At 62.9% G+C, this 19,983-nt stretch carries 17 protein-coding genes; 7 read left to right on the top strand and 10 right to left on the bottom strand.

What is annotated here, in order from left to right; translation table 11 throughout:
- Positions 1-11 precede the first annotated feature (11 nt).
- From BMZ70_RS01235 to BMZ70_RS01220, 4 genes are all read right to left on the bottom strand, one after another.
- The gene (locus BMZ70_RS01235) at positions 12-2,432 is read right to left on the bottom strand and encodes a TonB-dependent receptor (protein WP_130300952.1); all 2,421 of its coding nucleotides are present in this window, start codon (positions 2,430-2,432) and stop codon (positions 12-14) included.
- 83 nt (positions 2,433-2,515) lie between these two features.
- A complete protein-coding gene (locus tag BMZ70_RS01230) occupies positions 2,516-3,928 on the bottom strand; it encodes an aryl-sulfate sulfotransferase (protein WP_092268911.1) in 1,413 nt (470 codons plus the stop codon).
- A gap of 138 nt (positions 3,929-4,066) precedes the next feature.
- The gene (locus BMZ70_RS01225) at positions 4,067-4,405 is read right to left on the bottom strand and encodes a P-II family nitrogen regulator (protein WP_008447011.1); all 339 of its coding nucleotides are present in this window, start codon (positions 4,403-4,405) and stop codon (positions 4,067-4,069) included.
- A 72-nt stretch (positions 4,406-4,477) separates the two neighbouring features.
- Positions 4,478-6,532, bottom strand: a complete 2,055-nt coding sequence (locus tag BMZ70_RS01220; RefSeq protein WP_092268909.1) for an NAD(+) synthase — start codon at positions 6,530-6,532, stop codon at positions 4,478-4,480.
- 93 nt (positions 6,533-6,625) lie between these two features.
- Between BMZ70_RS01220 and BMZ70_RS01215 the strand changes: the two genes are divergently transcribed.
- Entirely contained in the window at positions 6,626-7,753 is a 1,128-nt protein-coding gene (locus BMZ70_RS01215) for a GNAT family N-acetyltransferase (protein ID WP_092268908.1), read from the top strand.
- Positions 7,754-7,813: 60 nt separating this feature from the next.
- Positions 7,814-8,458 (top strand): Crp/Fnr family transcriptional regulator, encoded by a 645-nt coding sequence (locus BMZ70_RS01210; protein WP_229205241.1) that lies wholly within the window; start codon positions 7,814-7,816, stop codon positions 8,456-8,458.
- Positions 8,459-8,487: 29 nt separating this feature from the next.
- On the opposite strand, the gene ppa is transcribed toward BMZ70_RS01210, so the two are convergent.
- Positions 8,488-9,030 (bottom strand): inorganic diphosphatase, encoded by a 543-nt coding sequence (ppa, locus tag BMZ70_RS01205; protein WP_092268906.1) that lies wholly within the window; start codon positions 9,028-9,030, stop codon positions 8,488-8,490.
- Positions 9,031-9,154: 124 nt separating this feature from the next.
- On the opposite strand from ppa, the gene BMZ70_RS01200 reads away from it, so the two are divergent.
- The 3 genes from BMZ70_RS01200 (at position 9,155) to BMZ70_RS28240 (ending at position 11,113) form a co-directional block, all read left to right on the top strand.
- Entirely contained in the window at positions 9,155-10,216 is a 1,062-nt protein-coding gene (locus tag BMZ70_RS01200) for an MBL fold metallo-hydrolase (RefSeq protein ID WP_092268904.1), read from the top strand.
- Between the two features lie 18 nt (positions 10,217-10,234).
- Positions 10,235-10,645, top strand: coding sequence for a hypothetical protein (locus BMZ70_RS01195; protein ID WP_175500745.1), 411 nt, complete (start codon positions 10,235-10,237; stop codon positions 10,643-10,645).
- A 69-nt stretch (positions 10,646-10,714) separates the two neighbouring features.
- Complete coding sequence (locus BMZ70_RS28240; RefSeq protein ID WP_092268900.1) at positions 10,715-11,113, top strand: hypothetical protein; 399 nt, start codon at positions 10,715-10,717, stop codon at positions 11,111-11,113.
- A gap of 136 nt (positions 11,114-11,249) precedes the next feature.
- On the opposite strand, the gene BMZ70_RS01185 is transcribed toward BMZ70_RS28240, so the two are convergent.
- The 4 genes from BMZ70_RS01185 to hemC are packed head-to-tail and all read right to left on the bottom strand — an operon-like array spanning position 11,250 to position 15,441.
- Positions 11,250-12,446 carry a heme biosynthesis protein HemY gene (locus BMZ70_RS01185; protein WP_092268899.1) on the bottom strand — a complete coding sequence of 399 codons (1,197 nt, stop codon included), beginning with the start codon at positions 12,444-12,446 and terminating at the stop codon, positions 11,250-11,252.
- Between the two features lies 1 nt (position 12,447).
- Complete coding sequence (locus BMZ70_RS01180) at positions 12,448-13,608, bottom strand: uroporphyrinogen-III C-methyltransferase (protein ID WP_092268897.1); 1,161 nt, start codon at positions 13,606-13,608, stop codon at positions 12,448-12,450.
- On the bottom strand, positions 13,605-14,384 hold the full coding sequence (locus tag BMZ70_RS01175; RefSeq protein ID WP_092268895.1) for a uroporphyrinogen-III synthase: 780 nt from the start codon (positions 14,382-14,384) through the stop codon (positions 13,605-13,607). Before BMZ70_RS01175 ends, BMZ70_RS01180 begins: the two co-directional genes overlap by 4 nt.
- 7 nt (positions 14,385-14,391) lie before the next feature.
- Positions 14,392-15,441 (bottom strand): hydroxymethylbilane synthase, encoded by a 1,050-nt coding sequence (gene hemC / locus BMZ70_RS01170; RefSeq protein ID WP_092268893.1) that lies wholly within the window; start codon positions 15,439-15,441, stop codon positions 14,392-14,394.
- Positions 15,442-15,603: 162 nt separating this feature from the next.
- Between hemC and ppc the strand changes: the two genes are divergently transcribed.
- Both ppc and BMZ70_RS01160 read left to right on the top strand, forming a co-directional pair.
- Positions 15,604-18,414 (top strand): phosphoenolpyruvate carboxylase, encoded by a 2,811-nt coding sequence (gene ppc, locus BMZ70_RS01165; RefSeq protein ID WP_092268891.1) that lies wholly within the window; start codon positions 15,604-15,606, stop codon positions 18,412-18,414.
- Between the two features lie 122 nt (positions 18,415-18,536).
- Positions 18,537-19,607: a PAS domain-containing sensor histidine kinase gene (locus BMZ70_RS01160; protein ID WP_092268889.1), complete on the top strand. Its 1,071-nt coding sequence runs from the start codon at positions 18,537-18,539 to the stop codon at positions 19,605-19,607.
- Here BMZ70_RS01160 and BMZ70_RS01155 read toward each other — a convergent pair.
- Positions 19,600-19,980 carry a GFA family protein gene (locus tag BMZ70_RS01155; protein ID WP_092268887.1) on the bottom strand — a complete coding sequence of 127 codons (381 nt, stop codon included), beginning with the start codon at positions 19,978-19,980 and terminating at the stop codon, positions 19,600-19,602. The genes BMZ70_RS01160 and BMZ70_RS01155 overlap by 8 nt on opposite strands.
- Positions 19,981-19,983 lie beyond the last annotated feature (3 nt).

The raw sequence follows: 19,983 nt of genomic DNA, 5'->3' as shown, positions 1-19,983 counted from the left end.
CTGTCTCCTGTTTAGAAATCTGCTTTGGCGGTCAGGCCCACGGTGCGCGGCGTGCCGATCACGGCGTTGTAAGCGCCGAAGCTGCTGTTCCACAGACTGGTGTAGTACAGCTTGTCGAACGCGTTCTTGGCCCACAACGATACATCCCATTTGGCGCCACCAGCCTTGAAGCGCGCGCCAGCCGACAGGTTGGTCAGCGCATACGCCGGGATCTTGGCGTATTTGGAGGCGTCCAGCGTGCCGAACACTTCGGTGCGGTACGAGGTGTTGGCGTTAAAGTAGCCTTCCACGCCATCGGCCACGGCGGTGGCGTACTGTGCGTTCAGACTGCTGGTCCAGCGCGGCGCGTTGACCAGCGCGGCACGGCCCGACAGGTTGCACGAGGTCGCGGTGATTTCAGGCGGGCATGGCGCGTTGGCGTACTTCAGGTATTTCACGTCGTTGAAAGCGGTGTTGGCGCCCAGCGAGAAGCCGCGTGCGAGCACGAACGTCGTCTCCAGTTCCGCGCCACGGCTGCGCACGTCGCCAGCGTTGGTGATGTAGGACGACAGCGTGGATGGATCGTAAGCGTTGTTCTGGTAGCCGCGCACCACGTTGGCGAACACGCTGGCGTTGATCTGCGCACGGCGCTCCCAGAAGTTGCTCTTGATGCCGAGTTCGGCGTTGTTGGCTTTTTCGTTGTCGATCTTCAGCGAGGCGACGCCGGCCGCGCCCGGCACAGTCAGGTTGATGCCGCCCGATTTTTCGCCGTGCGACAAGGTGGCGTAGCCCAGCACGTCGGTGTCGATCTTGTAGGCCAGCGTTACCAGGCCGGATGGGCTCAGGTTGTTCAGCTTGATATCGCCGGAGTTGAAGGCGCCGTAGCGGGCGTTACGCGAAGCCAGCGCTGCGCCGGTGACGGGCACGCCGCCGGTTGGAGCGTAACGGATTTCGAAGGCGCGCTTGTCTTCATAGGTGGCGCGCAGGCCGGCGGTCAGATCCCACTTCGGATCGATATGCCAGATCGACTGGCCGAACAAGGCATAGCTGTTGACGCGCAGGTGACCATCGGCAAAGCTGGTCAGGTTGGCCCACGCGCCGTTCGGCGTGCCGTTGAACTTGTCGGTCAGCGGGCCGTTGTAGCTGAAGTTGGTGTTGTCGAGGTTCTGATAGTAGTAGTACGCGCCGACCACCGATTCCAGTTCGCGGCCTTGCGGCGTGGCCAGGCGCAGCTCTTGCGTGAACTGGCGATGGCGCGCCAGCGCGCCGATGTTCAGGATGATCGGCACGTCGAGGCCGTCATCGTTGCGCGGGGTGAAGTTCCAGAAGCGGAACGCGCTGATCGAGGTGAACTTGTAGTCGTTGTCGAGCTTCCAGTTGACTTCGGTCGACAGGCCGCCCTGGTGCACGCTGACGTGCGAACCGCTGTCGAGGCTGACCTGGTAAGCGCCCGGATTGTAGATCGCGTGCGCGCCGACGGCAGCGGCTTGCGTCAGCCATTTGCCGGTCGGACCGACGCTGTACAACACCATCGTGCCGTTGTTGGAATCTTCCTCGTTGTAGTCGGCGATGACGCGGGCGCTGACCTTGTCGTTAGGCTCCCACAGCAGTTGTGCGCGCACGCCTTGGCGGTCGCCGCCCTGCACGTCCTTGCCGTTGTAGACGTTCTTGATATAGCCGCCTTCGTGCGTCTTGTACACCGACAAACGGCCCGCCAGCGTGTCCGAGAACGCGCCCGAAATGCTGGCCTTGCCCTGCACGTATTTATCCTGCCCCACCGACAGCGACGCGCTGTTCTCGCTGCGGAAGGTCGGTTGCTTGGTGGTGATGTTCAACACGCCGGCGGTGGTGTTCTTGCCGAACAGCGTGCCTTGCGGGCCACGCAGCAATTCCAACTGCTGCACGTCCAGCGCATCGAACGCGGCCATGCCGGGACGGGCCAGGTAGACGTTATCGAGGTACAGGCCGACGCTGCCTTCGAGGCCGTCGCTGGCGGTGTTGTTGCCGAGGCCGCGCACAGCAAAGCTCAGCTGGCGGGCGTGCACGAAGTTGACGGTGGTGCTAGGCAGCAGTTGCTGCAAATCCTGCACGCGGTAGACGCGGTTGTTTTCCAGCGATTTATCATCCAGCACGCTCATGCTGGTTGGGACGCTTTGCGAAGTCTCGTTGCGGCGGCGGGTCGACACGGTAACGCTGGCGATTACTTGCGACACGTCGGCGGCGACAGCGGCCGAGCCGGCTCCCTCTTGTGCGGCCTCGGCGGCGAGCTCAGCGCCCGACGCAGCGGCGGCTGCGGCGGCAACCGGCGCGGCCGCCGAAGCGGCGCCAACTGCGGTATCGGAAATAGCGGCCACGGCCAGCGCGGCGGCGTTTTGCGCGTGCGCCGACGGCGCATAAGCGAAGGCGATGCCGTAAGCCGCTGCGATGGCGACTGCGAGTTTTTTCTGTTGCATGATTTGTCCGAAAAAAAGTGTAAGGGATCCCGCACGCCGGCTTGGAGGCCGGCGCGTTTTATAGTTTTAAGAGGCGTGAGCGTTTAGTTCGTGGCGACGCGGAACTTGCCTGGTTCCGGCGGGGTCACCGCTTTTTCGGAACGTGGTGTGCCTTCCGGCACCCAGTTGTACGGCACCGGTTGGGCGCGGTACAACCAATTGCTCAGCACCGGTTTGCCGGCGCCGGCCACTGGCGTCGCTGCAAAGTACGGGCTGATGTATTCCCAGGCGATATCGCCTTTGTTCGTGACCTGGAAGATGCGGCCGTTCATGCCTTCATCGATCAGGGTATTGCCGTTAGGGAGGCGGCGGGCGCTGCTGATGAAAGAGCTGTAGAAGCCCCACTCCGGCCCGTTGGAATCGCCGCCGGTGTATTCCCAGACAATCTGCTTCTTGATCGGATCGATCTCCAGCACGCGTGAACGCGGCTGCACGCCGACGCTGACGCGCGGATAGCCGGCCTCGCCCTGGTTGTCGAACACCAGGATGTTGCCAGCGCCGGGCAGGCCCGGCTCGATCAAATGCGCATCATGCTGGCCGACGATCTGATCCACCGCGCGCGGCAGCACACGCGGACCACGCACTTGCGCCGGATAATCAGGGCCGAGATTCCACACCACCTTGCCAGTCTTCTTGTCGATGATGACGATGAAATTGGCTTCGCGCGAGTCGATCAGGACGTTATCCGGATGGAAGCGCTGATCGCCTGCATCGAACCACTTGTTAGGACCCAGTACGGACATATTGTTGACGTGCAGGTAGTCGAACGGCGCGCTCTTGCCGCGTGGCGAAAGGCCCTCCTTCACCAGCTTGAGCGAGGCCGGCGTGAAGCCGAATTCATTGAGGTGCTCGGACGCCACCCACTTCCAGACGATATCGCCCTTCTTGTTAACTTCATAGATCACATCATCCAGCACTTGCGGCGCGGCGAAGCCCGCTACCGGATGCACCAGGTTGGCCAGCACCAGCGTATTGCCGTTCGGGAGGCGGCGCCAGTCGTGGTGCTGCTTGGCGCTGCCGCCCGGCACTTGCGCGTTGGCCTTGCCCTCTACCGGCGCGGCGTAGGCGTCTTGCGCACTACCGGCGGCACCCCACTGCCACACCACATTGCTGTTCCAGTCCAGCTCACCAATCGCTTGATTGCGCAGGCCATTGCCTTCGTTGGAGGTGCCGGCCACGCTGGACAGCTGCACCAGCACATTGCCGCGCTGGCCGCCGGTCAGGGCCGGATCGAGCAGCACCGGCGGGAAGCCTTCGGCGTCCCAGCGATGCACCTCGTTGCCGTTCATGTCGATGAGATGGGTCTTCTTGTCCTGTCCGCTGAAGAGCGTGTAGCTGTTGTAGGCGGTGGCGGTATCGTAGCGCGTCACGCCGGTTGGATAGACACTAGGCGCCGCGCTCAAGTTGGCGGCCAGGGACAGCAGGGACAGTGCGACGATCTTCTTGGTTTGGGTCATGACACAGCTCTCACGGAATGGACAGTGTGTCTATATTACGAAACGACCTACAAACTGCGAACTAATATAACCAAGCAAGGATATAAAAAAAATGCCGGATAAACCGGCATTTTTGAGTAAGGCGAAAAACGACTTAGCTTAGACAGCGTCGGCGCCAGTTTCACCGGTACGAATACGGATGACTTGCTCAACGTTCTGCACGAAGATTTTGCCGTCGCCGATTTTGCCGGTGCGCGCAGCCTTGATGATGGCGTCCACCACTTGCTCGGCCACGCCATCGTCGACCACCACTTCCACTTTCACTTTCGGCAGGAAGTCGACCACGTATTCAGCGCCGCGATACAGTTCGGTATGGCCCTTCTGGCGGCCAAAGCCTTTGACTTCGGTGACGGTCAGGCCGGTGACATTGACTTCCGCCAGCGCTTCGCGCACTTCATCCAGTTTGAACGGCTTGATTACAGCGGTGATCTGTTTCATGACTTCTCCTGTGAACTAAAGGTTTATTGTAATCGACAGGCGCGCGCTGTCCATTCGCATAAGCTTATTCATTTACTCTTGCACCGGAATGGCGCTTAATTCCTCCAACCATACAACGCTTTGGGCATCGCTGGGCGCGCGCCAGTCGCCACGCGGCGACAGCGAACCACCGCTGCCTACCTTCGGCGCGTTCGGCACGCAGCTGCGCTTGAACTGACTGGTGCGGAAGAAGCGGTCGAGGAAGATGCCGAGGTTCTTCTTGATGGCTTTCAAATCGTACTGGTTGCGCGTGACGTGATCGCCGTCCGGCCAGCGGCCCTGCTCCTTGTCCTTCCACGCCGTGTGCGACAGGAACGCCACCTTGGACGGGTTGAAGCCGAAGCGCAGCACGTAGTACAGGTTGAAGTCCTGCAGCTCGTACGGGCCGATGGTGCTTTCGGTGCGCTGCTCCGGCTGGCCGTCGGCGGTGCCCGGCACCAGCTCGGGGCTGATCTCGGTGCCGAGGATATCGAGCAGCACTTGCGCATCGTTGCGGCCGATCACGCCGGACTCGGCGACCCAGCGCACCAGGTGCGAGATCAGCGTCTTCGGCACGCTGGCGTTGACGTTGTAGTGCGACATGTGATCGCCCACGCCGTAGGTGCACCAGCCCAGCGCCAGTTCGCTCAGGTCGCCGGTACCGATCACCAGCGCAGCGTTGTGGTTCGCCAGGCGGAACAGGTGATTGGTGCGTTCGCCGGCCTGCACGTTTTCAAACGTGATGTCGTACTGCTCCTTGCCTTCGGCGTACGGATGGCCGAGGTCTTTCAGCATCTGCAGGCAGCTTGGGCGGATATCGATTTCCTGTGAGGTGCAGCCGACCAGCTTCATCAAAGCATGCGCTTGCTTGAGCGTGCGCTCGCTGGTGGCGAAGCCCGGCATGGTGTAGGCCAGGATATTGGTACGCGGCAGTTTGAGCTTGTCCATCACGCGCGCGCATACCAGCAGCGCATGGGTCGAGTCGAGGCCGCCCGAGACGCCGATCACCACTTTTTTCAGGCCGCTGTTGGTCAGGCGCTGCGCCAGCGCCTGCACCTGGATGTTATAAACCTCGTTGCAGCGGTCGTCGCGGCGGCGCGCATCGGCCGGCACGTAAGGGAAGCGCTCAACGCAGCGCTTCAGCGCCAGCGGCTGCTCGCGTTCGATTTCGAGATGGAAGAACACGGTGCGGAACTTGCCCACTTCGGCCGCATGGCGCTGCACCGATTGCGCGAACGTATTCATGCGCATGCGTTCGCGCGACAGGCGTTCGAGGTCGATATCGGCAAAGGTCAGGGTCGACTCGTCGATGAAGCGTTTCGGCTCGGCCAACAGCTCGCCGTTCTCGTAGATCACGCCCTGCCCGTCCCACGCCATGTCGGTGCTCGACTCGCCGCCGCCGGCCGATGTGTACAGGTAGGCGGCGATGCAGCGCGCCGACTGCTGGCCCACCAGCTGGTTGCGGTAATTGGCCTTGCCCACCAGCGCATTCGAGGCCGACAGGTTGACCAGCACAGTCGCACCGGCCAGCGCCGCAAACGACGACGGTGGAATCGGCACCCACACGTCCTCGCAAATCTCGACGTGGAATTTGAACATCGGCAGGTCGCCCACTTCAAACAGCAGGCCGGAACCGAACTGCACGCGCTCGCCGAGCAGGTCGATCTCGGTGGCGGTGGCGTAGTCGCCGCTGCTGAACTGGCGCGCCTCGTAGAACTCGCCGTAGTTGGGCAGGTAGCTTTTCGGCACCACGCCCTGGATCTGGCCGTTGGCGATCACCACCGCGCAGTTGTACAGCTGGTGCTCCACGCGCAGCGGCGCGCCGACCACGATAGCCATCTTCCATTGCAGCGATGCGTCGAGGATGGCGGCCAGACCGTCCAGCACGCCGTCCAGCAAGGCGCGCTGGTGGAACAGGTCGTCGCAGGTGTAGGCCGACAGGCCCAGTTCCGGGAACGCCACCAGCGCTGCGCCCTGCGCCGCCGCCTGTTCGGCCAGCAAGATGGTCTGCTCGGCGTTGTAGGCGGGATCGGCAATGCGGCACACCGGCGCGGCAATGGCGACGCGGGCGAAGTCGTGGGTGTACAGATTGAAGAAGTTCGAGGCCATGTCAGCTCTTTAGCGATCGCAAAATCAAATTATCGCACGGGCAAAGCCGCGCCGCATGCGCTAGACTGGCACAACATTCAGCATGGAGGCAGTGTGGCGGCAGCAGAGTTTACGATCATCGATACCTTGGCGGACATCGATCCGGCCCAGTGGCAGGCGCTGGCCGGCGACCATCCCACGCTCAGCTACACCTTCCTGCATGCGCTGCACGAGACGGGATGCGCCGCGCCCAACACCGGCTGGTCGCCGCGCTACCTGATCCTGCAGCGCGACGGCCAGTTGCATGCGGCCATGCCGCTGTACCTGAAAGCGCATAGCCGGGGCGAGTACGTGTTCGACCAGGGATGGGCCGACGCCTTCCATCGCAACGGCATCCCCTACTACCCCAAGCTGCTGTCGGCGGTGCCGTTCACGCCGGTGACCGGCAGCCGGCTGCTGGCGCGCACGGCCGAAGACCGCGCATTGCTGGCGCAGGCCGCGCTGCAAGTGGCGCAGCAGCTGGGCACGTCCTCGCTGCACATACTGTTCCCCGCCGATGAAGACCGGCAGGCGCTGGCCGAGGCCGGCTACATGCTGCGCGAAGGCGTGCAGTTCCACTGGGAGAATCAGGATTACGCCGATTTCGACGCTTTCCTCGCCAGCATGAAGATGGAAAAGCGCAAGAAGCTGCGCCAGGACCGCAAGCGTGTGGAAGACGCCGGCATCCATTTTGAGCACCTGGCCGGCAGCGCGATCACCGAGGAAGTGCTGCGTTTCTTCTACCAGTGCTACGTCTCGACCTACGAGGCGCACTACTCCCGGCCCTATCTGTCGCTGGCCTTCTTCCAGCGCCTGCTCACGGAAACGCCAGACAGCCTGATGATGGTGCTGGCCAAGCGCGGCGAGACGCCGGTGGCGGTGGCGCTCAATCTGGTCGGCGGCAACGTCATGTACGGCCGCTACTGGGGCACGCAGGAATTTGTCTCCGGCCTGCACTTTGAAACCTGCTACGTGCAATCGATCGCCTACTGCATCCGCCACGGCCTGGCGCGCTTCGAGGGCGGCGCGCAGGGCATCCACAAAATGTCGCGCGGGCTGGTGCCGACGGCGACCTGGTCGGCCCACTGGGTGGCCGATCCCCGCTTTGCGGACGCCATCGGCGACTTCCTGACGCAGGAAACGGCGGCCATGGATGAATATCTAGAGGAACTTGCCGAGCATATTCCTTTCAAAAAACAGTAAGGGAAACCCGTATGGGGTTACAATACTCCTGTTTCTTTGGGAGAATGTGGCATAAAGAGCATGAATGCAGATTTTATAAAACAACGTAACCGCTTCAAATCCGCCACGATGAAGCGGATCGACGTCAGCGAAGAGTCCTACAACAACGTCACGAACATCCTGGCGACCATCGCCAAACCGTTCCATGTGCGCAAAGGCGAATACCTGCAGCGCGCCGGCGTGCCGGCCACGCAGGTGTACTGGGTGGCCAGCGGCGTGGTGCGCAGCGGCTTCTTCAACCGCGATGGCGTGGAGGTGACCCTGCGCTTCTACCGCGAGGGCGAATCGGCCACCACCCTGACCGACCTGATCAACGGCGAGACCGGCCAGCCGGCGGTACAGTTCCTGATCGCGGAAACGCCGATCCACGGCTTCACCTTCGACTGGAAGCTGGCGTCCGAACTACGTTCTAAGGACGAAGGCATGCAGCAGTACCACCTGAACATCGCCATGCACGGCCTGCAGACGCTGGCCCAACACGCCTACAGCAATGGCGAGACCTCGGCGCAGGAACGGCTGGCGGCCTTCCGCGAAGAGTATCCGGGCCTGGAAGCGCGCATCTCGCAGCGCGCAGTGGCATCCTACCTCGGCATCACGCCGCAGTACATGTCGCGCCTGCGCCGCGAGGCCGAAGCGGCGACCGGCGAACCACGACGCGCGGCATAAAAAAAAAGCCCCTTGCGGGGCTTTCAGCATTATTTACCTGCTGCGTCTTTCTCGTACAGGGCGACGCCGTCCAGGATTTCCTTCTTGGCTTCTTCCGGACCGTACCAGCCGTCGATCTTGACCCATTTGCCTTTTTCCAGATCCTTGTAGTGCTCGAAGAAGTGCTGGATCTGGCGCAGGCGCAGTTCGTTCAGGTCTTCCGGCTTCTGCCAGTGGCTGTAGATCGACAGTACTTTGTCGACCGGCACGGCCAGCACTTTGGCGTCTTCACCGGATTCGTCGGTCATTTTCAGCACGCCGATAGGACGGCAGCGCACCACCACGCCTGGGATCAGCGGGAATGGGGTGATGACCAGCACGTCGACCGGATCACCGTCCAGCGACAGGGTGTTCGGCACGTAGCCGTAGTTGCATGGGTAGTGCATGGCGGTACCCATGAAGCGGTCAACGAAGATCGCGCCCGATTCCTTGTCGACTTCGTATTTGATCGGGTCGGCATTCATCGGGATTTCGATGATGACGTTGAAATCGTTCGGCAGGTCTTTGCCGGAAGATACTTTGTTCAAGCTCATGGGATTTCCTTATATGCAGGCGGTGTTTAACCGCAATATTATAACGAACTACAGCCTGCTTGTGCGGCGCAACACCCGTGAACATTTGTTATGATGAGGCATTGCCTTATTCAGAAAACGAATTATGATCTTCCGCCAACTGTTCGATCCAACCTCCTCCACCTACACCTACCTGCTCGGTGACGGCGGCGAGGCGGTGCTGATCGACCCGGTCTACGAACAAGTGCCGCGCGACCTGGCGCTGTTGCAGGAGCTGGGCCTGAAGCTGGTGGCGGCGCTGGACACCCACGTGCATGCCGACCACGTAACCGGCGCCTGGCGCTTGCAACAGCGCTGCGGCAGCAAGATCGCGCTGTCGGCGGTGGCCGGCGCCAGCGGCGTCGACACGCCGCTGCGGCATGGCGACTCGGTCCGCTTCGGCGGCCGCACGCTCGGTGTGCGCGCCACCCCGGGCCATACCAGCGGCTGCCTGACCTATGTGCTGGATGACGAGAGCATGGCCTTCACCGGCGACAGCCTGCTGATTCGCGGCTGCGGCCGCACCGATTTCCAGCAAGGCAGCCCGCAGCAGTTGTTCGCCTCGGTGCATGAACAGATCCTGAGCTTGCCGCCTGCGTGCCTGCTGTATCCGGCGCATGATTATCGCGGCATCACCGTGACCAGCGTGGCGGAAGAACGGCGCTACAACCCGCGCCTGGGCGGCGATGTCGACGTGGGCGATTTCACCGGCCACATGAACAACCTCAACCTGCCGCATCCGAAATTGATGGCGGTGGCGGTGCCGGCCAACCTGCGCAGCGGTCAGCCGGAAGGCGACGCGCCGACCGACACGCCGGATTGGGCGCCGCTGACCTTGCGTTTCAGCGGCGTGTGGGAAATCGAGCCGATGGCTTTGCTGGAGCTGCACGGCAAGGTACAAGTGGTGGACGTGCGTGAAGCGCCGGAATTCATCGACCGCCTTGGCCACGTGCGCGGCGCCACGCTGGTGCCACTGTCGCAACTGACCGAACGCATGGGCGAGTTCGACAAGGAACAGCCGATCGTGGCAGTCTGCCGCTCCGGCGTACGCTCGGCGCAAGCCAGCGTGCTGCTGACCAAAGCCGGCTTCAGCAAAGTAGCCAACCTCGCCGGCGGCATGCTGCGCTGGAAACTCGAAGGCTTCCCTGTAGAATCCGACCCTGCGTAAAAACTACGGGAGCATCACTTGAAAAAATTATTGACCGTGCTGGCGCTCGCGCTGGCCGCCGGCGGCGCGCACGCCGCCCAGCCTGACTACAGCGGCGTCTACGACTGCACCGGCGACGACCATCACGAAGGCAAATACACCGGCACCGTCACACTGCAGCTGGTGCAAGAGCAAAGCATCAAATCGCACAACGCCTACAGCTTCAAACTGGAAGTGCCGGGCTACGGCGTGTATTCGGGCCAGGCGGCGGCGAGCGGCAATCAGATGGCGATCCACTTCGCACTGGCCGACCAGTCGACCAAAGACTACGGCACCGGCCTCGCCACCTTCGTGATAAACCGCGGCGGCAAGTGGACCTTCAACAAGTACTACTACGAACCCGAATTCAAAGGAGGCAACTACGGCCTTGAGCAGTGCGTGCACCGTTGAGCGGCCTCAACATCTCGCATAGTGCCAAACCTACACTGAAGATTTAGCACTGCGCGCGGAGACCCGCTCATGATTTCCTCAAACAACAAATGGCTGATCCAAACTTTGCTGGTCGGCCTGATCCCTGTACTTGCCCGACTATTGATGTGGGCCACCACCTCCAGTGGCGAGGTCCATCCCCTTGCCGCACCCGATTTCATTACGCTTGGACTGGTAATTCACGTCTCTATCCTCAACGAGACCGAGCACTTGCTAATACCAGAGCAAGCACTTCGGGCTCTCCTTAACAGCGTAACTAGCTTGTTCATCATGTGCTACGGGGTACTCTACACTCTCATCATTCTCGGTGAACGAAATACGGAACTAATTAAGGTTCCGGCCGTCTTATCAACAAGCATAGTGCTTTGTATTGCGTCGGGAGTACTTGGCTTGCTGCTATTCCAAATTGCGGGACGGAGGCCTGAATGAAGCCCTTGGATATCTATGTCTACCTCGTTGGAGTGGTCCATCTCATCACCTGTGCAGTGACAATTTTTTTGGTGAAGCGCTACATGAAGAAAAACCATCCTGACAGAACACAGGCCGGTAAAGACCGGCCTGCTGATTAGAGGATCGTCGCCAGTGCGCACTGGCGGTAGTGGTTGGCGGCTTCGGCGTCCTGCCCCAGCGCTTCGTGCATCTGCGCCAGCTTCAGGTGGGATTCGCGCACCATGCGTGGATCGGAAGCGTCCGACAGCGCTTGCTCCAGGTAGCGCTGGGCCTTGCCCCACAGTTTCTGTTTCAGGCACAGCGAACCCAAAGTCAGCGCCAGTTCGGCGTCGGTCGGGCGGGCGTTGGCCCAGTTCTCGCAATGCTCGATCTGCATCAGCAGCGCTTGCGAACCGGCCGGTGCGGCAGCTTCGCGGTAGGCGCGCACCACGCGGTCGTCCCAGTCGGCGGCCAGCGATTCTTCCGCCACCACACGGGCTTCATCATGCAGGCCGCGCGCGTTCAGCGCGGTCGCGGCGCGGCACGCCACGTACGGCTTGATGCGGTCGGCATTCGGCACGGTCGACCACACGCGCAGCAGCGACTCGGCATCGTGGCTGGCGTCCGACAGCATATCGTCATAGGCCAGCTCGCGCAGGCGCGACGACAGGGCCGGATGCAGCGCGCGGTGCTTGTCCAGCGAGCGCACCAGGCGCAGCACTTCCGGCCAGTTCTTGGCTTGCTGCTGCGCTTTCAAGGACATCTGCAAGGCGTGGATGTGGCGCGTGCCACTGGTGTTCAGCTCGCGCACGGCTTCCAGCGCCTGCTCCGGCTGATGGTCGTCGACCAGCAGTTCGGTGGTGGTCATCAGGCGCGCGGTCTTCATGCTGTTGTCGCCGACCAGCTTGTTCAGCCACTGGTCGCGGCGTGTCGCCTGGCGCATGCGGTGCGCGGCGCGGGCGCCGATCAGCGCGGCCACGCCGACGTTTTCCGGCAGTTCCGAGGCCCGCAGCGCGGCTTTTTCAGCGTGGCCGAAGCGGCCTTCGAACAGGGCTTTCAGCGCTTCACGCAGGCCCTTGTTGCCATCGCGCTCGCGCTTGTGCTGGCGATACGCGGCCACTTTGCCCGGCATCTTGATGGTGGCGCGGAAGGCGCGGATCAGCACGTACAGGAAGGCGAACAACGCCACTTCCAGCACCACGAAGAAGTTCAGCGACAGGTCGATGCGGTGCGGCGGATAGAACAGCACCACATTGCCCGGATTGAAGCGCGCCGTCACGGCAATGCCGATGGCGGCGGCCATCATGGCGACTAACCAGAGGAATAAACGCATACTATGGCTTCGCTTTGTAATTGCGCACAGCGTTCAGGCTGTCGGACAGGGTCGGCATCTCGATCGCGAGGTTGCTGCTCTGGACCTGGCGCAGCAGCGCCTGCACGGTCTGGGTGGAACGGGCGCGCGTGTCGAAGTATTTGACCAGCGCTTCCTGCGCCGCGATCAGGTCGGCACGGAAGGCGCCTTCGTTACGCGACAGCAGCGCCATGCGCGCATTCAGCAGGCGCAGCTTGAGGTTCTCGCGCAGGAAGTAGGCCTGCGTCGGCGACAGCATCAGCGCGTCCGGCGTATCGACATTGCGCACGCGGATCAACTGGCGCACGTCGGTCCACATCTCGCTGCTCCAGCTGTTCCAGCCGTCTTGCAATGCTTGCAGCCACGGACTGGTGGTTTCTTCTTGCTTGACCGGTTTGCCATCCTTGCCGTGGACGACCTTGGCCTTGGCTTTCTTCTCTGGCGGCGCCGGCAGGGTCGGCTTCTCATCAGCCAGCATCGGCAGCGTGTCGATTTGCGCGATGGCGTTGTCGAGGCGCAGGGCGACGCCGACCGAATCTACGCTAGGCAGCGCTTTCAGCTTGTCGGTGTCACGCGCGATGGCACGACGGATGGTGATGAATTGCGGCTTGTCCGAACGCGACAGGCTGCGGTCGGCGTTTTGCAACGCGATCAGCGCGCCCGGCACGTTGCCAGCCAGTTGCAGCTGCTGCGAGGCGGTCGACAGCACTTGTTCGATCTCGGTCAGCGCCCACTCATCGCGGTTCTTGGACAGATCCTGGTACAGCTGTTCCAGCGCCAGTTGCTGGCTCTGCGCTTCCTGCTGCTTGCTTTCCAGCAGGGCGACCTTGGCTTGCAGCTCCTTGGTGCTCTCCTGCACGCTGCGCACCAGGTTGCCGGTGTCGGCATTGGTGGCGTCGCCTTTCTGCAGGCGCAGCGCCATTTCCTCGCGCAGCTTGTTGACGCGCGCGTGCGACGACCAGGTCTGGCCGGCCAGCAGGATGGTCAGCACGATTACCCCCACCAGCAGCATTTGCGGCTGCTGCAGAGTTTCGAGCAAACTCGGTTCAGGCGTCGCTGGCGGCGCAGGCGGCGACGCTGGCGGGGTCTCGGCGGGCTTCGCGGACGAAACCGCTGGATCAGGTAAGGTAGGCAAATCGTTCATAGGCATGATTGTAACGCGGCCAGCAGGCGTTCGTCGCCTGATCCTGTCAGCGTTAGCTTGGAAAATCCTAAATTATTTGCCGTTTCGGCAATACGGGCATGCGGCACAATCAAGTGCTGCTGTTGCATGACTACAACGCTATTGTGCTGCATCGCGTCAGGGTGTTGCAAGTCCAACTGACGCAGGAGGCCGCACAAGCCACGCAGCGCTTCGGAACTGGTGATGATCCAGTCGTTTTGCTGCGCCAGCAAACGGCGCAGGGTGGCGGCCAGTCCGGGCGTCAGCTCGGGCACGGCGCGGCGGTAGGCCGGCACCACGTCGACCAGCGCGCCGGCGGCACGCAGGCCGTCGGCCATCAGCTCGCGGCCACTGTCGCCACGAATGATGAGGACTGGCTTGCCGCTCAAGGCTTGCAGGTCCAGCGTTTGCAGCAGGTGTTCGGAGTCGCTTTGGGCGGCGTCTCCTGGACTGACGATGTGCGGCACGCCGTGCGCGGCCAGTGCGGCGCGGCTGCCCTCGCCTACTACGGCGGCCGTTACGCCAGCCGGCCATTCAGTGATGTGGGCGAAGGCCGCGTCGATGGCGTTGGGCGAGACGAAGGCGACCAGCGCGTACTGGTCCAGCTTGGCCAGCGCGGCCAGCAATGCCGACTGGTCGGGCAGCGGCGAGATCTCCAGCAGCGGCAGCACTTCCACCGTGCGGCCCAGCGCGGCAACGCGCTCCGCCAGCGGCGCGGCTTGCGCCAATGGACGGGTGATGACGACGGCGCCGGTCATCCCGGTGTCAGGCGGCCGGCTTGGCGGATGCGGCGCCAGCGGCAGCGGAGCCAGCAGCAGCGGCAGCGTCGGCGGCCAGCGAGGCCGAGCGGGCGTCGGCTTCGGCCTGGGCGGCTTCGCTCAGGCAGGACGACAGGATGTCTTCCGCATCTTGCGCGCGCAGCAGCTCGGCCACTTGCGCGCCCAGCGCTTCGGCGTCGGCGGCGGCGCCGCGCACTTCGGCGCTGGCGATGCGCGTGCCGTCCGGCGTGGCGACCATCGCGCGCAGGTGCATGCTGCCGGCATCGGTCGTGGCGAACGCCGCCAGCGGCACCTGGCAGCTGCCGCCAAATACTTTGGAGACTTTGCGCTCGGCGGTAACGGCTTGCGCGGTGGCTTCGTGGTTCAGCGGCGCGAGAATGGCCATCAGGTCGACGCCATCATTGCGTTCGGCGATTTCAATTGCCATCGCGCCCTGCCCTGCGGCAGGCAAGCTGTCGGCAGGATCGAGCAAGGCGCGGATGCGCTGCGGCAGCCCCAGGCGCTTGAGACCGGCGGCGGCCAGGATGATGGCGGCATAGTCGCCACGGTCCAACTTGCCCAGACGTGTATCCAGATTACCACGCAGCGGTTTGATGACGAGATGCGGGTAGCGCGCCGCGATCAAGGCTTGGCGACGCAGGCTGCTGGTGCCGACCACGGCGCCGGCCGGCAGCTCACCCAGCGAAGCATAATCGTTGGAGACAAACGCATCGCGCGGATCTTCGCGCTCCAGTACAGCGGCCAGCGCAAAGCCCTCCGGCAATTCCATCGGCACATCCTTGAGCGAATGCACCGCCAGATCGGCGCGCCCCTCGGCCATTGCCACTTCAAGTTCTTTAACAAACAGGCCTTTTCCGCCCACTTTGGACAAGGTGCGATCCAGAATTTGATCGCCTCGGGTCGTCATTCCGACAATTTTGACATCGCACTGCGGATATAATATTGTCAAGCGTTCGCGGACATGTTCCGCCTGCCACATGGCAAGGCGGCTCTCGCGCGAGGCGATCACCAATCTGGACGGGGGATTTTGTACCAATTCGGATGTTTTCAAAACCAGTTCTTTCGCTGTAGCTGACGCTGACCGGCGCAAGCCAGTAATACGCGCGTGTTTAAGATCACAAATTTTAGCACGCTCACCTTCTCGCAGAACCGGGCCACAAGCCCATGCACCGACATTTATCTCTTTGTGGCTTAACACATGGCAAACCAATCTAGTGCAACGCATCTCACTGCTGAACAACCGGGCGTAGACAAAGACGCGCCTCTGAAAGAAGACATTCGCTTATTAGGTCGCCTGCTGGGCGACGTACTGCGCGACCAGGAAGGCGAAGAAGTCTACGCCGTGGTCGAAACCATCCGGCAAACCGCCGTGCGCTTCCGCCGCGAGGCCGACGCCGGCGCCGCCAAGGAACTGGACGGCATGCTGAAGATCCTCACCAAGGAACAGACGATTTCCGTGGTGCGTGCCTTCTCCTACTTCTCGCATCTGGCCAATATTGCGGAAGACCAGCACCATATCCGTCGCCGCCGCGCCCACCTGCTGGCCGGCTCGAACCCGCAGCAAGGCAGCGTCAACTTCGCGCTGTGCAAGCTGAAAGAGGCCGGCGTGAAGGCCGACACGGTGTCGACCTTCTTCAAGGAGGCGCTGATTTCGCCGGTGCTGACCGCCCACCCGACCGAGGTGCAGCGCAAATCCATCCTCGATGCCGAGCACGATATCGCGCGCCTGCTGGCCGAGCGCGACCTGCCGCTGACGCCGAAGGAACGCGCCGCCAACCTGCACCTGCTGCGCGCGCGCATCGCCACCCTGTGGCAGACCCGCATGCTGCGCTACTCCAAGCTGACCGTGGCCGACGAGATTGAAAACGCCCTGTCCTACTACCGCATCACCTTCCTGCGCGAACTGCCAGGGTTGTACGATGACATCGAGCAGGACATCGCCCACCACTACGGCGAGAGCGCGGAGATCAACGCGCCTTACGTACAGATGGGCAGCTGGATTGGCGGCGACCGCGACGGCAATCCGAATGTGAACGGCAACACCATGTCGCACGCGCTGACGCGCCAAGCCACCACCATCCTCGACTTCTACCTCGAGGAAGCGCACACGCTGGGCGCCGAACTGTCGATCTCGACCCTGATGATCGCCTGCTCGCCGCAGCTGCAAGCGCTGGCCGACCAGTCGCCGGACACCTCCGACCACCGCGCCGACGAGCCATACCGCCGCGCCCTGATCGGCATCTACGCCCGCCTGGCCTCGACCGCGCGCGCGCTGGGCGCGACCAACATCCTGCGCAAGGAAGTCGGCCACGCCGAGCCGTACGCCGACGCCGCCGAGTTCTCGGCCGACCTGCAAGTGCTGATCGAGTCGCTCAACGCCAACCACGGCGGCGTGCTGGTGCAACCGCGCCTGGCCACGCTGAAGCGCGCAGCCGATATCTTCGGCTTCCACCTGGCCTCGCTGGACATGCGCCAGTCGTCGGACATCCACGAACGCGTGCTGGGCGAGCTGTTCGCCAAGTCCGGCGTGCAAGCCGACTACGCCGCGCTGGACGAGGATGCCAAGGTCAAGCTGCTGCTGAACGAGCTGGCGCAACCGCGCCTGCTGAATTCGCCGTACGTGAGCTACTCGGCCGAGACCGTGTCCGAACTGGGCGTGCTGCGCGCGGCGCGCGAGATCCGTGCCCGCTACGGTGCGCGCGCGATCCGCAACTACATCATCTCGCACACCGAGACCGTGTCCGACCTGCTGGAAGTGCTGCTGCTGCAAAAAGAGCTGGGCCTGCTGCGCATCGCCGAAAAAGAGCTGGACCTGATGGTGATCCCACTGTTCGAGACCATCCCCGACTTGCAGCGCGCGGCCGGCATCATGGAAGCCGTGATGGCGATCCCGCTGGTGAAGGAACTGATCGCCAAGCAGGGCCAGATCCAGGAAGTCATGCTGGGCTACTCGGACTCCAACAAGGACGGCGGCTTCCTGACCTCCAACTGGGAGCTGTACAAGGCCGAAACCCATCTGGTCAAAGTGTTCGAGAAAGCCGGCGTCAAGCTGCGCCTGTTCCACGGCCGTGGCGGTACGGTCGGCCGTGGCGGTGGTCCGTCGTACGAAGCGATCCTGGCCCAGCCGCACGGCACCGTGAACGGCCAGATCCGCCTGACCGAACAGGGTGAGATCATCGCGTCGAAGTTCTCCAACAAGGACATCGGCCGCCGCAACCTGGAACTGCTGGTGGCGGCCACGCTGGAAGCGAGCCTGATGCCGGCCTCGGAAGACGAAGCGCACCAGAAACAGCTGCGCAGCTTCGAAGCGGTGATGGCCGAGATTTCGGACCGCGCCTACAAGGCCTACCGCAACCTGGTGTACGAGACCCCGGGCTTCACCGACTACTTCTTCGCCGCCACGCCGATCGCCGAGATCGCCGAGCTGAACCTCGGTTCGCGCCCGGCCTCGCGCAAGTCGACCAAGCGCATCGAAGACTTGCGTGCGATTCCGTGGGGCTTCTCGTGGGGCCAATGCCGCCTGCTGCTGCCGGGCTGGTACGGTTTCGCCAGCGCCATCGGCGGCTGGATCGCCGACGGCGACAAGGCCGAGCGCCTGGCGCAACTGCAATCCATGTTCCAGCACTGGCCGCTGTTCGCCACCCTGCTGTCGAATATGGACATGGTGCTGGCCAAGACCGACCTGGCGATCGCCTCGCGCTACGCCGAGCTGGTGCAGGACAAGGAACTGCGCGAGCGCATCTTCAAGCGCATCACCGAAGAGCACGCGAACACGCTGGACATCCTGCAAAGCATCACCGGCGCCAGCGAGCGCCTGGCCGGCAACCCGCTGCTGGCGCGCTCGATCCAGAACCGCTTCGCCTATCTGGATCCGCTGAACCACTTGCAGGTTGAGCTGATCAAGCGCCACCGCGCGCTGTCGAACGAAAGCAAGGCGGACGAACGCGTGCATCGCGGCATCCACCTGTCGATCAACGGCGTTGCGGCGGGCCTGCGCAACACCGGCTAAGTTCGCGCAACCCCAGCCAAATCCCCGGCCTCCTCTCGGACGCCGGGGATTTTTCTTTCGTAAAACACAATAAATAACAAAAATACACTACAATCGTTCCGAGCCCATTTGCCCGGAACATCATGACCAATGCATTTGCCTTCCCCGCGTATGTTGAAATCAGCCAGGTCATGGACTGGCTGCAGGATGAGACCGGCGAACCGCTGCTGGGCAGCGACACCGAGCTGCGCGACATCATCGCACTGATGCCGCATCCGCTGTTCATCAAGAACAGCCAGTCACAAGTGGTCATGATGAACCAGGCTTGCGAAGCGCTGTGGGGCGTGAGTTCCGCCGAGGCCGTGGGCACCAACGGCAGCGCCCACTTGCCGCCGGAGCAAATCAAGCTGCTGCGCCAGCACGACCTGCACGCCTTCGCCAGCAACAGAACCTGCATCGATGAAGCCTATGTGTGGAACAAGGTGCGCCAAGGCATGGGCTGGCTGCTGACCTACAAGCGTCCGACCTACCGCCGCGACGGCACGCCACACCTGCTGATTTGCAGCGCAATCGATATCACCGAGCGCAAGCAGAAGGAAGCCGCGCTCGAGCAAGCACTGGAACAAACGCGGCAGGTCGCGGCGCAGCAGCGCGATGCGATGGAAAGCCAGCATCGGCGGCTGGCGCTGGACACGCAGGACAACCTGGCGCAAAACCTGCTGGCGCTCAAGCTCGACATCACCATGCTGCACGCACGCACCGGCGAACAACAACCGCTACTGCATGAACGTGCGGCGCAGGCAATGGAAACGCTCAACGCCAGCATCAGCGCGGTGCGCGACATCATCAACGAACTGCATCCGGCCACGCTGGAACTGGGACTGTCGGCGGCGATCGAATGGCAGCTGCAGCAGATGGCGCGCCGGCAGGGACTGCAATATCGCCTGCTGATCCCGCACGACAGCGCAACGCTGGACCAGCAACAAACCAGCGCCGTGTACCACGTCGTGCAAGCCGGCCTGCACTACCTGGTCGCCGGCGCCAGCCAGCTACAAGTCGAGCTGGACCTGCAACCAGCACGGCTCACCATCACGCTCAGCAGCGATCATGCCGGCACGGGCGACACAACGCCCCTCTACGCCATGCAAGAACGGCTCGCCACCCTCGGCGGCACACTCGCCGTCGCGGCGCGCAGCCTGCAAATCACTATTTAACGGGGAGCCAGACCGGCTTGGTGTCGAGGTGGAGTTCGTGGTCGACCGGACCGGTGTAGGCCGGTTCCAGTGTGCCCAGGGTGATGGCGATACGGTCCTCGGCCTCAGTACTGCGCCAGAACAGGGTCGAACCGCACACGCTGCAAAAACCGCGCCGCCCCTCGTCGGATGAGGCGTATTCCGTGACCAGCGCCGCACCCTGCTCGATCACGAAACCGGCGCTGGCAACGTTGGCGTAGCTTCCCGCCGCAGCGCCATGCTGCTTCTGGCACATGGTGCAGTAGCAGTGACTGGCATACGCCACCGGCAATGCGGCCCGGTAACGGATGCCGCCGCACAGGCAGCTGCCATGCAGGTATCCCGCCTCCCCCATCAG

Source organism: Duganella sp. CF402 (assembly GCF_900109645.1).
In the GTDB taxonomy this organism is placed as follows: domain Bacteria; phylum Pseudomonadota; class Gammaproteobacteria; order Burkholderiales; family Burkholderiaceae_D; genus Rugamonas.
Note: the sequence above shows the minus strand (reverse complement) of the source record. Positions and strands in the feature narration are given on the sequence as shown.

Coding starts and splice junctions, on each gene's coding strand:
- BMZ70_RS01185 (WP_092268899.1), bottom strand. CDS start 12,446: ATGCGTTTATTCCTCTGGTTAGTCGCCATGATGGCCGCCGCCATCGGC.
- BMZ70_RS28240 (WP_092268900.1), top strand. CDS start 10,715: ATGATTTCCTCAAACAACAAATGGCTGATCCAAACTTTGCTGGTCGGC.
- ppa (WP_092268906.1), bottom strand. CDS start 9,030: ATGAGCTTGAACAAAGTATCTTCCGGCAAAGACCTGCCGAACGATTTC.
- BMZ70_RS01230 (WP_092268911.1), bottom strand. CDS start 3,928: ATGACCCAAACCAAGAAGATCGTCGCACTGTCCCTGCTGTCCCTGGCC.
- BMZ70_RS01155 (WP_092268887.1), bottom strand. CDS start 19,980: ATGGGGGAGGCGGGATACCTGCATGGCAGCTGCCTGTGCGGCGGCATC.
- BMZ70_RS01175 (WP_092268895.1), bottom strand. CDS start 14,384: ATGACCGGCGCCGTCGTCATCACCCGTCCATTGGCGCAAGCCGCGCCG.
- BMZ70_RS01210 (WP_229205241.1), top strand. CDS start 7,814: ATGAATGCAGATTTTATAAAACAACGTAACCGCTTCAAATCCGCCACG.
- BMZ70_RS01200 (WP_092268904.1), top strand. CDS start 9,155: ATGATCTTCCGCCAACTGTTCGATCCAACCTCCTCCACCTACACCTAC.
- BMZ70_RS01235 (WP_130300952.1), bottom strand. CDS start 2,432: ATGCAACAGAAAAAACTCGCAGTCGCCATCGCAGCGGCTTACGGCATC.
- BMZ70_RS01220 (WP_092268909.1), bottom strand. CDS start 6,532: ATGGCCTCGAACTTCTTCAATCTGTACACCCACGACTTCGCCCGCGTC.
- BMZ70_RS01180 (WP_092268897.1), bottom strand. CDS start 13,608: ATGAACGATTTGCCTACCTTACCTGATCCAGCGGTTTCGTCCGCGAAG.
- ppc (WP_092268891.1), top strand. CDS start 15,604: ATGGCAAACCAATCTAGTGCAACGCATCTCACTGCTGAACAACCGGGC.
- BMZ70_RS01225 (WP_008447011.1), bottom strand. CDS start 4,405: ATGAAACAGATCACCGCTGTAATCAAGCCGTTCAAACTGGATGAAGTG.
- BMZ70_RS01160 (WP_092268889.1), top strand. CDS start 18,537: ATGACCAATGCATTTGCCTTCCCCGCGTATGTTGAAATCAGCCAGGTC.